The following is a 14,313-nucleotide window of genomic DNA, read 5'->3' as shown; positions in this document are numbered from 1 at the left end:
GCGACGAACGCGCTACGCCTCGATGACCACCGGGACGATCATCGGACGACGACGGTGCTTGGTGTTGACCCAGCGGCCGACCGTACGGCGGACGACCTGCGCGAACGCGTGCGAGTCGCGCGTGCCGTTGGCGGCCGCCTCGGCGATCGCCTTGGCGATCTGGGGACGGACGTCGTCGAACACGGAGTCGTCCTCGGCGAAGCCGCGCGACTGGATCTCCGGGCCGATGACGCACTGGCCGGTGGTGAAGTCCACCGCGGCGAAGACCGAGATGAAGCCCTCTTCGGACAGCACGCGGCGGTCCTTGAGGTCGGCATCGGTGATCTCGCCCACGGTCGAGCCGTCGACGTACACGTAGCCGATGTCGAGCTGCCCGGCGACCGTCGCGACGCCGTCCTTCAGGTCGACGACGATGCCGTCCTGCCCGAGGATCACGTTGCGCGGCGGCACACCCGTCTGGATCGCCAGGTCGGCGTTCGCGTACAGGTGGCGGTGTTCGCCGTGCACGGGCAGGACGTTGCGCGGACGCAGGATGTTGTAGCAGTAGAGCAGTTCGCCGGCCGAGGCGTGTCCGGAGACGTGCACCTTGGCGTTGCCCTTGTGCACGACCTTCGCGCCGAGCTTCGTCAGCCCGTCGATGACGCGGTAGACGGCGTTCTCGTTGCCCGGGATCAGCGACGAGGCGAGGATGACGGTGTCGCCCTCACCGATCTCGATCTGGTGCTCGAGGTTCGCCATGCGCGCGAGCACGGCCATCGGCTCGCCCTGCGACCCCGTCGACATGTAGACGATCTGGTCGTCGGGGACGTTCTTCGCCTTCTTGGTGTCGATGAGGACGTTCTCGGGCACGCGGAGGTAGCCGAGGTCGGCGGCGATGGTCATGTTGCGGATCATCGAGCGCCCCATGAACGCGACCTTGCGGTTCGCGGCCGCGGCTGCGTCGAGGACCTGCTGCACACGGTGCACGTGCGACGAGAAGCTCGCCACGACGACCTTCTTGCGGGCGCGCGTGATGATGTTCTCGAGCACCGGGCCGATGTCGCGCTCGGGCGCGGTGAAGCCCGGCACGTCGGCGTTCGTGGAGTCCGGCAGGAACAGGTCGACGCCGGCCTCGCCCAGACGGGCGAACGCACGGAGGTCGGTGATGCGGTCGTCCAGCGGGAGCTGGTCCATCTTGAAGTCACCCGTGTGCAGGACACGACCGGCGGGGGTCGTGATCGCCACGGCGAGGGCGTCCGGGATGGAGTGGTTCACGGCCACGAACTCGAGGTGGAACGGGCCGAGCTGCTCGGTCTGGTCCTCGGCCACGACGAGCGTGTACGGCTTGATCCGGTGTTCCTTGAGCTTCGCCTCGACGAGCGCGAGGGTCAGCGTGGAGCCGATCAGCGGGATGTCGTCGCGGAGCTTCAGCAGGTACGGCACGGCGCCGATGTGGTCCTCGTGGCCGTGCGTGAGCACGACACCGAGGACGTCGTCGAGACGGTCACGGATCGGCGCGAAGTCCGGCAGGATCAGGTCGACCCCCGGCTGGTGCTCCTCGGGGAAGAGCACGCCGGCGTCGACGATGAGCAGCTTGCCCTCGTACTCGTAGACGGTCATGTTGCGACCGATCTCGCCGAGTCCCCCGATGGGGATGACGCGGAGGGTGCCGGGTTCGAGCGGCTGCGGTGTGGAGACTTGTGTGGGCATTCGGTCCTACGGATTCAGGCGACGCGCGAGGAGCGCGCCGCGGTGTTCGCTAGCGGGTGGTGCCTGGCACCTTTGGCAGTGCGCCGCCGGCCGCAGCGTTGCGGTCGGGGCGGAAGTTCGAGAAGTCGGCGCCGGGCACGTCGCGCACGGCTTCGAGCGAGGTCTCGATGGCGTACGCCTCGGAGTCCTCGGGGCCGACGAGCGGCAGACGGACGCGCGGGCTGCCGATGCGGCCGAGCCCGTGCAGGATGTACTTCGCCGCGACCGTGCCGGGCACGTGGGTCATCACGGCGCGGACGAGGGGCTCGACGCGCTTGTGCTCGGCGGTGGCGGTCGCCAGGTCGCCGCGGTTCACGGCGTCGATGATGGTGCGGTACGGCGTGCTCGTGATGTTCGCGGTGACGCCGATCAGGCCCGTGGCGCCGATCGACAGGTGCGGGAGCACGTTGGTGTCGTCGCCGGAGAAGTACATGAGGTCGGTGTTGTTGAGCACGCGGGACACCTCGGCGAAGTCGCCCTTGGCGTCCTTCACGGCGAGGATGTTCGGGTGGTGCGACGCCCGCACGATCGTCTCGTACGTGATCGGGATGCCGGTGCGCCCCGGGATGTCGTACAGGATCACCGGCAGGTCGGTGGCGTCGGCGATCATCCGGAAGTGGGTGAGCACACCCGATTGGGTCGGCTTGTTGTAGTACGGCGTGACGATCATCACACCGTCGGCGCCGGCCTTCTCGCTCTGCTTGTACAGGTGGATCGCGTGCGCGGTCTCGTTCGACCCGCCACCCGTGATGATCTTCGCGCGGCCCGCGGCGACGGACTTGCCGACCTCGACCAGACGGAGCTTCTCGGGGTCGGTCAGGGTGCTGGTCTCGCCGGTCGTTCCGGTCACGACGATGCCGTCGGCACCGGCGGTGATGCAGTCGTCGATGTGCTGCTCGACGCCGGGCCAGTCGACCTCACCGTCGGCCGTGAACGGGGTCACGAGGGCGACGAGGACCTGACCGAAGGGATTCTCACGCGGGGACACGGGCACCAGCGTACCGGGGATGGGCGCAATGGCCGCCGTCCGGGTGGACGGTCGCCTGCCTGCGGCGCGGACGGGAGGCCCGGATCACGTCCGTCCTGCCGCTCACGCCCGGTGTCGCGCGCGCCCGGCGGTGTCCGGAACCTGGTTCCGCGCCAGCTGCGCCCCGCTGCGGTCTTCGCGCCCCGACTCTTCGGGGCGCGGCGCCCGCACGGGGGCGCGCGGCGCACACCGACGCGGCGCCCGCACGCTCAGGCGCTGCTGCGACGCCACTCGAGGAAGCGGTAACGGGTCCCGGTGCGGGACACCTGCCACGGGCCCTCGTCGGTGAGCGTCCAGCCGGCCGGCTCGCCGAGCGTCGGTGCGACGGTGTCGCCGGGCACGTCGACGTCGATGACGGTCTCGGACACCCGGTCGGCACGGTCCAGCGCCGCGGCGTAGACCTGGCCGCCGCCGATGACCCAGACGGGGCTGTCGGCACCGTCGGCACCGTCGAGCGCGGCGCGGAGGTCGTGCACGACCTCGGCGCCGTCGGCGGTCCAGGACGCGTCGCGGGTGAGCACCACGTTGCGCCGACCGGGCAGCGGACGGAAGCGTTCCGGCAGGGACTCCCAGGTGCGACGGCCCATGAGCACCGTGGCGTCGCCGGTGACCTGCTTGAAGTGCGCGAGGTCCTCGGGCACGTGCCAGGGCATGCCGCCGTCGGCCCCGATGACCCCGTCGGTCGACCGGGCCCAGACCATGCCGATCATCAGACGGCGACCGCGGCCTTGATCGCCGGGTGGTGGTGGTAGCCGACGACGGTGAAGTCCTCGTACTCGTAGTCGTCGATCGAGTCGCGCGGCGCGAGCTCGAGCGTCGGCAGGGCGTACGCCGTGCGGGACAGCTGCTCCTCGACCTGCTCGACGTGGTTGTCGTAGACGTGGCAGTCGCCGCCGGTCCAGACGAAGTCGCCGACCTCGAGCCCGGTCTGCGCGGCGATCATGTGGGTGAGCAGCGCGTACGACGCGATGTTGAAGGGGACGCCGAGGAACATGTCGGCGCTGCGCTGGTAGAGCTGGCACGAGAGCTTGCCGTCGTTGACGTAGAACTGGAAGAACGCGTGGCACGGTGCGAGCGCCATGTCCGGGATCTCGGCGACGTTCCACGCCGAGACGATGAGCCGGCGGCTGTCCGGGTTCGTGCGGATCTGGTCGATGACCTGGGCGATCTGGTCGACGTGCTCGCCGGACGGGGTCGGCCACGAGCGCCACTGCACGCCGTAGACGGGGCCGAGGTCGCCGTCCTCGTCCGCCCACTCGTTCCAGATCCGGACACCGTGCTCCTGCAGCCAGGTGGCGTTGCCGTCGCCGCGTAGGAACCAGAGCAGCTCGTACGCGATCGACTTGAAGTGCACGCGCTTCGTGGACACGAGCGGGAAGCCCTTCGACAGGTCGTAGCGGAGCTGCGCGCCGAACAGGCTGCGGGTCCCGGTGCCTGTTCGGTCACCCTTCGGCGTGCCCTCGGTCAGGACCCGGCGGAGCAGGTCCTCGTACGGGGTCGGCACGGTGGGGTCGGGCTGCACGGTCTCGCTGTCGCTCACACACAGAAGCCTACGTCGGCGTGAGTAGCGTTGCCGGCATGGCAGACACGGCGGCAGAGCCCCTCTCGATCCTGATCGCCGGCGCGTCCGGCTTCATCGGCACCCCGCTCGTCCGCGCGCTGCGCGAGGCGGGCCACCACGTGACCACGCTCGTCCGGCGCGAGCCGCACACGGCCTCCGAGTTCCGCTGGGCTCCGGGTCGCCGGCCGCTCGACCCGGCCATCGTCGACGGTGCCGACGTGGTGATCAACCTGGCGGGGGCGAACATCGGCAAGCTGCCCTGGACCGCGAAGTACCGCGAGGAGATCCGGCGCTCCCGCGTCGACGCGACCGACACCCTGGTCGAGGCCATGCGACACGCCAGCACTCCCCCGGCGCTGTTCCTGTCCGGATCGGCGTCCGGCGTGTACGGCGACCGCCCGGCGGACGTCCTGCAGGACGACGCGGCCCCCGGCACCGGGTTCCTCGCCGAGGTCTGCACCGCGTGGGAATCCGCGGCGAACGCTGCCCCGGACGGCGTCCGCGTGGTGACCCTGCGCACGGGCATCGTGATCGGCGAGGGCGGCGGCGCGCTCGCACCCCTCATCCCGCTCACCCGGGCAGGGCTCGGCGGTCGCCTCGGCACCGGCGGGCAGCACTGGCCGTGGATCGCACTCGAGGACGAGGTCGGGGCGATCGTGCACCTGGCGACGAGCCCGTCGGCGTCCGGTGTCAGCGGACCGGTCAACCTCTCCGGGCCGGAAGCCGTCGTCGCCGACCGCATCACGAAGCGCGTCGCCGAGGACCTGCACCGGCCGTACCTGTTCCGGATCCCGGAGTTCGCGCTGCGCCTGGCGCTGCAGGACGCCGCCGACGAGATGCTGCTGTCGAGTCAGCGGATGGTGCCGACGAAGCTGCTCGAGTCCGGCTACGTGTTCCGGTACACGCGTGCGGTGGACGCCGTCGACGCGGTCCTCTGACCGGGTCTCAGGCGCTCGATCGCGACAGGGCCGTGCGCATCGCGGCTCGAGCGCGCTTGCGGTCGCCCGCGGCGTCGTAGACGACCCCGAGCCGGTACCAGGCGCGCCAGTCCGCCGGGTTCTGCTCGACGGCGGCCTTGTACTGCGGGAAGAGCTCGTCGGCGGCCTCGCGCGTCGGACGCCCGGACGGACGCACGGGCACGACGTCCTCCGGTGCGCCGCCCTCGGCTTCGAGCCGGGATCCGAGCCGGGTGATCCGGATGCCGAAGCGGAACTCGAGCACGAGCAGCAGCGCCCCGATCGCGGCGACGACGAACAGGGCGACGCCGATGCCGATCCCGATCGGGATGCCCGTGGCGATGAACGCCACGGCCCGCTGCCCGACGAGCACGATGTAGAGCGCCAACAGCAGGGTCATCAGCGCTGCGCCCCAGAACGGCGACCGGATCGCGCGGCCGGCCCGCGCTGCACGTCCCACCGGGTCAGCCGATGCCGAGGACGCTGCCGAGGCCCACGGTGAGCCCGCGGGCGGATCCGAGGGCGGACAACGCCGCCCGGATCCCGGCGACGTAGGCGACGTCGTCGTTGGTGTCGTGCCGGATCGTCAGGGTCTCGCCGGGACCGCTGAGCAGGACGTCCTGCACGGCCTTCACCCCGGGCAGCCGGAGCGAGTGGATCGGCACGCTCGCCACCTGCTGGCCGCGGGCGCGCTGGTCGACGTGCGGAGCCTCGACCGGGCCGACGTCGCGACGGGCCTCGGCGATGAGCTCGGCGGTGCGCACCGCGGTGCCGGACGGCGAGTCGATCTTGCCGGCGTGGTGCGTCTCGACGATCTCGACGGAGGGGAACCACGGCGCCGCGATGGTGGCGAGGTGAGTGCCGAGCACCGACCCGATCGAGAAGTTCGGCACCACGAGGACGCCCTGGTCGGGACGCTCCTGCAGGGCGGTACGGAGCTTCGCGAGACGGTCGGCGGACCACCCGGACGTGCCGACGAGGACGTTCGCCCCGCTCGACAGCGCGTTCTCGACGATCGCGGGGCTGAGCGCCGGCACCGTCACGTCCACGACGAGCGCGGCACCGCCGAACACCGACGGCGGTGCTTCGTGGGCACCGTCCTTCGACGACAGGCGGGCGACGAGCTCGAACTCCGGGAGTTCCTCGACGACGGAGGCCACGAGGCCCCCGAGACGACCGGTGGCGCCGACGACGGCGACGGGAGTGACCATGCGGTCCATCCTAGGATCGACGCATGTCAGTCGAGGTCAGGACCGTGCCGGCCGATCTGCCCGAGGTCGACGTCCTGCTCGACGCGTACCTCGACGAGCGCGAGGCGACGTTCCCCAGTGCGCAGGGCGCGTACTCGCGGAAGCGCACCCCGGCGGCGGAGTTCACGCCGCCGAACGGGGTCTTCGCGGTGGCGTACGACGGTGGGGTCGCGGTCGGCTGCGGCGGCCTGCGGCGGATCGCGGACGAGCCCGACGCGACCACCACGGACGTCCGGTTCGAGGTCAAGCACGTCTTCGTCACCCCGGCGGGACGGGGCAAGGGCGTGGCCACGGTGCTGATGGACGCACTCGAACGGGAAGGCGCCGCGCTGGGGGCGACGAGCATCGTGCTGGACACGAACGACTCCCTCGTCGCCGCGGGCGCGATGTACCGCAGCCGGGGTTACGAGCGCGTCGCGCCGTTCAACGACAACCCGAACGCGACCGCCTGGTTCCGCAAGCCGGCCTCCCGCTAGACGGGCTGGTCGACCGGCAGCCCGGTGCGGAGCTCCACCGGCAGGTGGGCCAGGTCGTTCAGGGCGACCACCTCGGCCGGCTTCGCGGAACGGATCCGGATGATCGTGAGCGCGGTGTGCGCGACGTTCGTGCCCATCCAGCGCCACTCGGGTGCCTGGAACGCCTCGCGCACGAACCAGCCGATCACGGCGTTGTGGGTGATGAGCAGGTCGTGCCGGTCCTCGCGCGCCGGGGTGAACCACTCGGAGACGGCGTCGCCCATCTGCGCCTGGCCGGCGATGATCTCCTCTTCCGTGACGCCGCCGTACCAGCCCTGGTAGGCGTGCGGCATGTCCGGGGTCGGGCCGGAGGGGACGCAGTCGAACAGCAGCGTCGAGGGTTCGGGCTGGATCGACGGCAGTCGCTGCGCCAGGAACGCGGCGGTCTCGCTGGGGGCCTCCAACGGGGAGTGGTACACGCCGTCGAACGGCAGCCCGCCGAGACGGTCGGCGACGAGCATGGCCTGGCGCTTGCCGCGTTCCGACAGCTTGCCGTCGCGGAGGCCGTGCTCGGCGTCCTGGTGTTCGCCGTGCCGGACGAGGTACAGGTAGTGCGACATGTCCGTGCTCAGCTGCCCATCCCGATCGCTGCGGCGAGCTCGTCCTGCTGCACCGCCCCGACCACCGACGTGATCGTCGGGCGGGTCAGGAGGTCGCGGGCGAGTTCGAGCACGCCGTCGGTGGTGACCCGGTCGACACGCTCCAGTGCGGTCGACAGGTCGGTGTACTCCCCGGTGCCGAGCTCGGACCGGCCGAGGCGGGTCATCCGGGCGTCGGAGTCCTCGAGCGAGAGCGTCAGGGCGCCCTCGATCTGGCCCTTGGCGCGGCGGAGCTCGTCGTCGGTGATGCCGTCGTCCACCATGCGGCGGAACTCGGCGTCGATGATCTCGATGACCCCGGGGACGTTGTCGGGCGCACAGCCCGCGTAGACGCCGAAGGCGCCGTTGTCGAGGTAGGCGGGCGCGAAGGACGACACCGCGTAGGCGAGGCCGCGTCGCTCGCGGACCTCTTGGAAGAGCCGGGAGCTCATGCCCCCGCCGAGCACGGCGTTCAGGACGCTGAGGGACGGCCGGCGGTCGTCGCGCAGGTCGAGTCCCTGCGAGCCGCGCAGCATGCTGACCTGCTCCGTCGGACGGTGGACCACCGACAGCTTGGGCTCGATGGGGTCGGCGACGGTCTGCGGCGTCCGGCGTGCGAGCGGCTCGGCGGGCGGCGCGTCTTGGAACACCGCGGCGACCGCGTCGCAGAACCGGTCGTGGTCGACGGCACCGGCGGCGGTCACGACGATGCCGTTCGGTGCGTAGTGCTCGCGGTAGTGGGCCAGGACCTCGTCCCGCTGGACCGCGCGGATGCTGTCCGGGGTCCCGCCGATCGGACGACCGAGCGCGTGTCCGCCGAAGGCCGCGGCGAAGAACGCTTCACCCGCGACGTCGGCCGGGTCGTCGGCGGCCATCGCGAGTTCTTCGAGGATGACGCCGCGCTCGACGGCGAACGCCTCGGGGTCGAGCACGGAGCCGGTCACCATGTCACCGATGACCTGCACGGCCATCGGGACGTCGGCGTCCCGCACCCGCGCGTAGTAGCAGGTGTACTCCTTGGCCGTCGCGGCGTTGTGCTCGCCGCCGACCGAGTCGAACGCGATCGCGATGTCGAGCGCCGACCGGGTCTCGGTGCCCTTGAACAGCAGGTGCTCGAGGAAGTGGGTCGATCCGAACTGGCCGTCGCGTTCGTCGCGGGAACCGACGCCGACCCAGAACCCGATGCTCGTCGAAGCGGCACCGGGCACGGCTTCGGTCAGCACGCGGACACCCGACGGCAGCACGGTGCGGCGGACGAAGGCCCCTCCGGACGTCAGGAAGGACGTGTCCGGGGCCCCGAGCGGCAATGGCACTGGCTGGTTCATCGCAGACGAGCCTACTGATGCTCCGGAGCCCACCGCCCAGTTTCCACAGGCCCACGGACTGTCACTCGAAGAGGGGTACAGAAATTGCGGACAGACCGACTCGTCTGTCTGTCCTCCTTGTGGTACAGTCGTTCACGCCGGATCGAAAGCCCCCCTAAGTTCCGATCCGGCGGCTCGGGACATCAGTCCTCGCGGCCACGAGTCCCCCCACTCGGTCGCGGAGCCGATGAACCAAGGAGCCACGCTGTGACGGTCGATTCCCCCCAACCGGCCGTCCAGCGTCTCCCTGGTCCGAGCACGAACCTCGCGTCGCCGGACGGGTCGAGCGTCCCCCCGACTCCCCGCTCCGGCGGCGCGAAGGTCCGCATCCTCGAGACGGCCACGCGACTCTTCTACGAAGAGGGCATCCACAGCGTCGGCGTCGACCGTCTCATCTCCGAGGCGAGCGTCACGAAGGCGACGTTCTACAAGCACTACGGGTCGAAGGACAACCTGATCCTCGCCTACATCCGCACGCAGCACGAGCGGGTGCAGGAACGCCTGGAACAGCTCGTCACCGACGCCGGCTCCTCCGCCGCAGCGGTCCGCGCGTGGGTCGCGGCCCTGGCGGACGAGGTCAACGACCCCGACTTCCGCGGGTGCGCGTTCCTCAACGCCGCCGCCGAGTACCACGACCCCCGCGACCCCGTGCGCGAGGTGGTCGCCACCCACCGCGACTGGTACACCGACCGGCTCGCCACCCTGCTGCAGGAGTCCGGCCACCAGCTGCCGGGCGACGGCGCCGACGAGCTCATGCTCGCGCGCGACGGTGCGATGGCCGGCGCCTACGCCGGTGACGCCATCGCGGCGACGGCAGCGCTCGGTCGCGTCGTCGACCGCGTCCTCGCCGCCTGACGCCCGGCTGCCGTCGGGGCCCCGCTCGGCTGCGGCCCATCTGCCGCCCGCCTGCCGCGAAAGCGACAGTCTGCCGCGAACCGTTCGCGGCACACTGTCGCCCTCGCGGCACGGACCCGCCGACGTGACATCCGTCGCTTTCGCGACCACGAGCGGACGGGAGGCACGGTGCCAGCTGGCACCGTGCCTCCCGTCCGCTCTGTGGTCGCGCTCACCGCGACCAGTTGCGTCGCTCGGATCAGGCCGGTCCGGTGGCGCTCCCGGGGTTGCCGCTCGAGACGATGGAGCCGTTGACGCCATCCGGGAAGAACCCGCCCTTGTCGATCTGGTTCGGGTTCAGGAACACCACGTTCAGGACACGCTCCGCGGTGCGGCCGTAGGCGAGCGAGTTCGAGTCCGTCGGCACGAGGTTCACCGCTCCCGACCGGGTCGTCACCCCCTGGTCGTCGTCGGTCGGACCGTCGAGCGAGTCACGGGCGTCGGAGATCTTGTTCGCCGGCACCTGCAGCCCCTTGTCCGAGAGCTTCGACCGGATGATCCCGGCGTGGTAGGCCTCGACGGCGAGGATGCCCGCCGCGGCACTGAGGTACGTCTTGCTGGTGATGAGCGGCGCGGCTCCCTTGTAGGCGGTGACCCCGACGTCCTCGAAGATGTACGCCCCGAGCAGGAAGTTCTCCTCGCTGGCGAACGGGTCGAAGGTGCCGGTCGGGCCGACCACACCCGCAGCGCGCGCCGCCGCGGTGAAGCTCGACACGAGGTCGATCTTCGGACGTGAGACCGTCGCACCGCCGAGGGCGGATCGGAGGAACGCCACGTGCGCGCGCTCGTCGTTCGCGATCTCGGTGGCGATGCCGCGGATGGCCGCGGTCTTGAACGGTACCTTCTTGCCACCGATCACCGGCCCCTGCGGGTCGATGCCGGTGATCATGCTGTCGGCGAGGCCCGCGCCGAACACGGCACGCAGGTAGAACTCGGCCTCGAGGTACTCGAGGTTCAGGGCGAAGTTGAGGATGGCGGCGTCGGAGACGGCACCGTCCTCTTCCGGGGTGGCGGCGGCGCGGTCGGTGGTGAGCACCGACGAGCCGAGCGCGGCGATGCCGGCTGAGGCGCCGGCGACGCCGGCGGCTGCGAAGAACCGTCGTCGGTCGAGCGCGTTCTCGGCGCTGCGATCGATGGCGTGGTGGATGAAACGCTTGTCGAACATCGTTGTCCTCATGTCGTGCTGGCAGCACGGGACCCCACCGACGCTGCAGGGAAACGGGTCGGTCGAGCCGCGATCGGCGGGATGGTCGATCGTGCGGCGAAGATACCCCCGAACAGGGGGCGCTTCCAGCGTTCCCGGTCATTCGGCGGAGTTCGGACAGGGCGACCGAACGGGCGGCCGCACCGGGCGGCCGCGTCGGGCGGCCGCGTCGGGCGGCCGCCGAGGCTGCGGGTGTTGGCTGGGCACATGGCCAACGACCCCAACTGGAACCTCCCCGAGGTCCCCTCGTTCACCCTGACCAGCCCCGACTTCACCGACGGCGGCGAGCTGCCGACCTCGGCGCGCGGCACCGACGCGGGAGGCGAGGACCGCTCTCCCGCACTCGAGTGGTCCGGCGCTCCCGAGGGCACGAAGAGCTTCGTGCTCACCGTGTACGACCCCGACGCCCCGACCGGTTCGGGCTTCTGGCACTGGAGCCTGACCGACGTCCCGGGCTCGGCGACCTCGCTGCCCGCCGGCGCCGGCACCGACGACGCCCTGCTGCCGGCCGAGGCACTCCGCCGCCGCAACGAGTTCGGCACCGACACCTTCCTCGGCGCCGCTCCGCCCGCGGGCCACGGCGTGCACCGCTACTTCTTCACGCTGAGCGCCCTCGACGTGCCGCTGCTCGAGGCGCCGGCCGACGCGACCCCCGCGGTCGTCGGGTTCGTGCTGCGCGAGCACCTGCTCGGTCGCGCGCAGCTCGTCGGCACGCAGGAGACCCCCGCCGCGTAGGACGACCCCGCAACGACGAACGGCCGCCGCCCCGGAAGGGACGACGGCCGTTCGGGCGCCAGGGGTAGATCAGACGGTGGCGTCCGTCGACTCCTCGCGGGCACCGCTGGAGTCGGTGTCCGACTCCTCGGCGACGACCGGCGCGAGCGACAGCTTGCCGCGGTCGTCCACCTTGGTGACCTCGACCAGGACCTTCTGGCCGACGCCCAGAACGTCCTCGACGTTCTCCACACGCTTGCCACCGGCGAGCTTGCGCACCTCGGAGACGTGGAGCAGGCCGTCACGGCCCGGGAGCAGCGACACGAAGGCGCCGAACGTGGCGATCTTCACGACGGTGCCGAGGAACTGGTCCCCGATCTCCGGGTTGGTCGGGTTCGCGATCGCGTTGACCGACGCACGAGCGGCCTCGGCCGACGGTCCGTCGACGGCACCGATGTAGACGGTGCCGTTGTCCTCGATCGAGATGTCGGCACCGGTCTCGTCCTGGATGCCGTTGATCGTCTTGCCCTTCGGGCCGATCAGCTCGCCGATCTTGTCGACGGGGATCTGCACCGAGATGACGCGAGGAGCGGTGTCCGCCATCTCGTCGGGGGCGTCGATCGCCTCGTTCAGCACACCGAGGATGGCCGAGCGGGCCTCCTTGGCCTGCTTCAGCGCTGCGTCGAGCACCGTCGACGGGATGCCGTCGAGCTTGGTGTCGAGCTGGATCGCGGTGACGAACTCCGAGGTACCGGCGACCTTGAAGTCCATGTCGCCGAGGGCGTCCTCCGCACCGAGGATGTCGGTCAGCGCCGCGTAGCGGGTCTGACCGTCGACGGTGTCGGAAACCAGGCCCATCGCGATGCCGGCGACCGGGGCCTTGAGGGGCACACCGGCGTTGAGCAGCGAGAGGGTCGAGGCGCAGACGGAACCCATCGAGGTCGAGCCGTTGGAGCTGAGCGCCTCGGAGACCTGACGGATGGCGTACGGGAACTCTTCACGCGTCGGCAGCACCGGCACGAGGGCGCGCTCGGCGAGGAAGCCGTGCCCGATCTCGCGACGCTTCGGCGAACCCACACGGCCGGTCTCACCGGTCGAGTAGGGCGGGAAGTTGTAGTGGTGCAGGTAGCGCTTCTTCGTGACGGGCGACAGCGAGTCGATCTGCTGCTCCATCTTGAGCATGTTCAGCGTGGTGACGCCGAGGATCTGCGTCTCGCCGCGCTGGAAGATCGCCGAACCGTGGACGCGCGGGATCACGGCGACCTCGGCGTCGAGCGGACGGATGTCGGCCAGGCCTCGGCCGTCCATGCGGACCTGCTCGGTCAGGATGCGGCCGCGGACGACCTTCTTCGTGACCGACTTGTACGCGGCGCTGACCTGCGAGTTGGCGACGTCGGGCAGTTCGCCCGCCGACACCTTCGACGCGATGGCCTCCTTGACGCGCGACTTGAGTGCGTCGTCGGCGTCCTGGCGCTCGGTCTTGGCGGCGATCTTGTAGACGTCACCGAGCTCGGAGAGCGCGATGGCCTCGACGGCCGAGTAGACCTCGGGCGCGTACGGCGGGAAGACCGGGTAGTCCTGGATCTCCTTGGCGGACTGCGCGGCGAGCTTCGCCTGGGCGTCGACGAGGGACTTGAGGAACGGCTTGGCCGCCTCGAGACCCTGCGCGACGACGGCCTCGTCGGGCTTGGTGGCGCCGCCCTGGATGAGGTCCCAGGCGTGCTCGGTCGCCTCAGCCTCGACCATCATGATGGCGACGTCCTCGTTGCCCGCCTCGTCGGTGACGACACGGCCGGCGACGGTGAGGTCGAACACGGCCTCGGCGAGCTGCGATGCCTTCGGGAACGCGACCCACTGTTCGCCGATCAGCGCGAGGCGCACACCGGCGATCGGGCCGGAGAACGGCAGACCGGAGATCTGCGTCGACGCGGACGCGGCGTTGATGGCCAGCGCGTCGTAGAACTCGTCCGGAGCGATGCTCAGGACGGTGATGACGATCTGGACCTCGTTGCGCAGGCCGTCGACGAACGACGGGCGCAGCGGCCGGTCGATGAGTCGGCAGACCAGGATGGCCTCGGTCGACGGGCGGCCTTCGCGGCGGAAGAACGAACCGGGGATCTTGCCGGCGGCGTAGGAGCGCTCCTCGACGTCGACGGTCAGCGGGAAGAAGTCGAATCCTTCACGCGGGTGCTTGCCGGCGCTGGTGGCCGAGAGGAGCATCGTTTCCTCGTCGAGGTACGCGGCGACCGCGCCCTGCGCCTGCTGTGCGAGCCGACCGGTCTCGAACCGGACGGTGCGCTTGCCGTACTTGCCGTTGTCGATGACGGCTTCGGCGAACTTGATCTCGGGACCCTCCAAAAGGGTGCCTCCTTGATGTGTGTTCGGCAGGCCGTGGCGACGGCACTCGATGGTGCGTGCGCGCCGATCGTTCCGGACGCATGTCTGGCCAGCAGTAGAAGCACTCGGGAAACCGTTCCGGCCCGCGAGCCACCACCGATGACCAGCTCCGTGCCCGGCCTGCG

Annotated in this window: 14 protein-coding genes; 4 read left to right on the top strand and 10 right to left on the bottom strand. The window is 70.7% G+C overall.

The window, feature by feature from the left end; all coding sequences use genetic code 11:
• Positions 1–12: 12 nt before the first annotated feature.
• The 4 genes from EDF48_RS05585 to EDF48_RS05570 all read right to left on the bottom strand — a co-directional run bounded on the left by EDF48_RS05585 (position 13) and on the right by EDF48_RS05570 (position 4,295).
• Complete coding sequence (locus EDF48_RS05585; RefSeq protein ID WP_131878632.1) at positions 13–1,689, bottom strand: ribonuclease J; 1,677 nt, start codon at positions 1,687–1,689, stop codon at positions 13–15.
• A 49-nt stretch (positions 1,690–1,738) separates the two neighbouring features.
• Entirely contained in the window at positions 1,739–2,716 is a 978-nt protein-coding gene (gene dapA / locus EDF48_RS05580) for a 4-hydroxy-tetrahydrodipicolinate synthase (protein WP_111084638.1), read from the bottom strand.
• A gap of 248 nt (positions 2,717–2,964) precedes the next feature.
• Positions 2,965–3,465, bottom strand: a complete 501-nt coding sequence (locus tag EDF48_RS05575) for a dihydrofolate reductase (protein ID WP_131878630.1) — start codon at positions 3,463–3,465, stop codon at positions 2,965–2,967.
• The gene (locus EDF48_RS05570) at positions 3,465–4,295 is read right to left on the bottom strand and encodes a thymidylate synthase (protein WP_123341035.1); all 831 of its coding nucleotides are present in this window, start codon (positions 4,293–4,295) and stop codon (positions 3,465–3,467) included. The genes EDF48_RS05575 and EDF48_RS05570 overlap by 1 nt, the downstream gene beginning before the upstream one ends.
• Before the next feature lie 38 nt (positions 4,296–4,333).
• Here EDF48_RS05570 and EDF48_RS05565 point away from each other — a divergent pair, with 38 nt between their 5' ends.
• Positions 4,334–5,254, top strand: coding sequence for a TIGR01777 family oxidoreductase (locus EDF48_RS05565; RefSeq protein WP_131878628.1), 921 nt, complete (start codon positions 4,334–4,336; stop codon positions 5,252–5,254).
• Between the two features lie 7 nt (positions 5,255–5,261).
• On the opposite strand, the gene EDF48_RS05560 is transcribed toward EDF48_RS05565, so the two are convergent.
• Positions 5,262–5,672: a tetratricopeptide repeat protein gene (locus EDF48_RS05560; protein ID WP_131845484.1), complete on the bottom strand. Its 411-nt coding sequence runs from the start codon at positions 5,670–5,672 to the stop codon at positions 5,262–5,264.
• A 64-nt stretch (positions 5,673–5,736) separates the two neighbouring features.
• Complete coding sequence (locus EDF48_RS05555) at positions 5,737–6,483, bottom strand: dihydrodipicolinate reductase C-terminal domain-containing protein (protein WP_228505012.1); 747 nt, start codon at positions 6,481–6,483, stop codon at positions 5,737–5,739.
• Positions 6,484–6,506: 23 nt separating this feature from the next.
• Here EDF48_RS05555 and EDF48_RS05550 point away from each other — a divergent pair, with 23 nt between their 5' ends.
• Positions 6,507–6,998 (top strand): GNAT family N-acetyltransferase, encoded by a 492-nt coding sequence (locus tag EDF48_RS05550; protein WP_131878626.1) that lies wholly within the window; start codon positions 6,507–6,509, stop codon positions 6,996–6,998.
• On the opposite strand, the gene EDF48_RS05545 is transcribed toward EDF48_RS05550, so the two are convergent.
• Positions 6,995–7,597, bottom strand: coding sequence for a histidine phosphatase family protein (locus EDF48_RS05545; RefSeq protein WP_111084585.1), 603 nt, complete (start codon positions 7,595–7,597; stop codon positions 6,995–6,997). The genes EDF48_RS05550 and EDF48_RS05545 overlap by 4 nt on opposite strands.
• An 8-nt stretch (positions 7,598–7,605) precedes the next feature.
• Positions 7,606–8,940 (bottom strand): pitrilysin family protein, encoded by a 1,335-nt coding sequence (locus tag EDF48_RS05540; protein WP_131878624.1) that lies wholly within the window; start codon positions 8,938–8,940, stop codon positions 7,606–7,608.
• A 246-nt stretch (positions 8,941–9,186) separates the two neighbouring features.
• On the opposite strand from EDF48_RS05540, the gene EDF48_RS05535 reads away from it, so the two are divergent.
• The gene (locus EDF48_RS05535) at positions 9,187–9,834 is read left to right on the top strand and encodes a TetR/AcrR family transcriptional regulator (protein WP_123341038.1); all 648 of its coding nucleotides are present in this window, start codon (positions 9,187–9,189) and stop codon (positions 9,832–9,834) included.
• 238 nt (positions 9,835–10,072) lie between these two features.
• Here EDF48_RS05535 and EDF48_RS05530 read toward each other — a convergent pair whose 3' ends face one another.
• A complete protein-coding gene (locus EDF48_RS05530) occupies positions 10,073–11,038 on the bottom strand; it encodes a ferritin-like domain-containing protein (protein WP_131878622.1) in 966 nt (321 codons plus the stop codon).
• 246 nt (positions 11,039–11,284) lie between these two features.
• Here EDF48_RS05530 and EDF48_RS05525 point away from each other — a divergent pair, with 246 nt between their 5' ends.
• Entirely contained in the window at positions 11,285–11,812 is a 528-nt protein-coding gene (locus tag EDF48_RS05525; RefSeq protein ID WP_131878620.1) for a YbhB/YbcL family Raf kinase inhibitor-like protein, read from the top strand.
• Positions 11,813–11,881: 69 nt separating this feature from the next.
• On the opposite strand, the gene EDF48_RS05520 is transcribed toward EDF48_RS05525, so the two are convergent.
• Positions 11,882–14,149 (bottom strand): polyribonucleotide nucleotidyltransferase, encoded by a 2,268-nt coding sequence (locus EDF48_RS05520; RefSeq protein ID WP_131878618.1) that lies wholly within the window; start codon positions 14,147–14,149, stop codon positions 11,882–11,884.
• Positions 14,150–14,313 lie beyond the last annotated feature (164 nt).

Source organism: Curtobacterium sp. PhB191 (genome assembly GCF_004346515.1).
Taxonomy (GTDB): domain Bacteria; phylum Actinomycetota; class Actinomycetes; order Actinomycetales; family Microbacteriaceae; genus Curtobacterium.
Note: the sequence above shows the minus strand (reverse complement) of the source record. Positions and strands in the feature narration are given on the sequence as shown.

Coding starts and splice junctions, on each gene's coding strand:
- EDF48_RS05555 (WP_228505012.1), bottom strand. CDS start 6,483: ATGGTCACTCCCGTCGCCGTCGTCGGCGCCACCGGTCGTCTCGGGGGC.
- EDF48_RS05560 (WP_131845484.1), bottom strand. CDS start 5,672: ATGACCCTGCTGTTGGCGCTCTACATCGTGCTCGTCGGGCAGCGGGCC.
- EDF48_RS05545 (WP_111084585.1), bottom strand. CDS start 7,597: ATGTCGCACTACCTGTACCTCGTCCGGCACGGCGAACACCAGGACGCC.
- EDF48_RS05540 (WP_131878624.1), bottom strand. CDS start 8,940: ATGAACCAGCCAGTGCCATTGCCGCTCGGGGCCCCGGACACGTCCTTC.
- EDF48_RS05565 (WP_131878628.1), top strand. CDS start 4,334: ATGGCAGACACGGCGGCAGAGCCCCTCTCGATCCTGATCGCCGGCGCG.
- EDF48_RS05575 (WP_131878630.1), bottom strand. CDS start 3,465: ATGATCGGCATGGTCTGGGCCCGGTCGACCGACGGGGTCATCGGGGCC.
- EDF48_RS05530 (WP_131878622.1), bottom strand. CDS start 11,038: ATGTTCGACAAGCGTTTCATCCACCACGCCATCGATCGCAGCGCCGAG.
- EDF48_RS05585 (WP_131878632.1), bottom strand. CDS start 1,689: ATGCCCACACAAGTCTCCACACCGCAGCCGCTCGAACCCGGCACCCTC.
- EDF48_RS05525 (WP_131878620.1), top strand. CDS start 11,285: ATGGCCAACGACCCCAACTGGAACCTCCCCGAGGTCCCCTCGTTCACC.
- EDF48_RS05550 (WP_131878626.1), top strand. CDS start 6,507: ATGTCAGTCGAGGTCAGGACCGTGCCGGCCGATCTGCCCGAGGTCGAC.